The sequence below is a fragment of the Streptomyces sp. AB3(2024) genome, from assembly GCF_041862025.1.
GTDB lineage: Bacteria > Actinomycetota > Actinomycetes > Streptomycetales > Streptomycetaceae > Streptomyces.
The window spans coordinates 1-223 of the sequence record NZ_JBGWAB010000424.1; the positions used below are offsets into that span (position 1 = coordinate 1).

1 protein-coding gene is annotated in these 223 nt (G+C 69.1%); it reads right to left on the reverse strand.

Features of this window, described 5'->3' with window-relative positions:
* The coding region (locus tag ACEPPI_RS41070) for an AMP-binding protein (RefSeq protein WP_373920323.1) at positions 1-223 on the reverse strand (223 nt) is incomplete at both ends.

Consider the following 223-nt stretch of genomic DNA (forward strand, 5'->3'; position numbering starts at 1 on the left):
GACGGGGGAGCACTGGAGGAAGGTCTCGCCGGGGCCGAAGGTGGCGTAGGTCTGGGCGGTGAGGGTGGAGACGAGGTTGCGGTGGGAGGACAGGATGCCCTTGGGGCGTCCTGTGGATCCGGAGGTGAACATCACGCAGGCGACGTCGTCCCAGGTCAACGGTGTTCCGAGCGGGGTGGTCGGTCGTGCGGCGATGGAGTCGGCCTCCGTGTCCACGCGGACC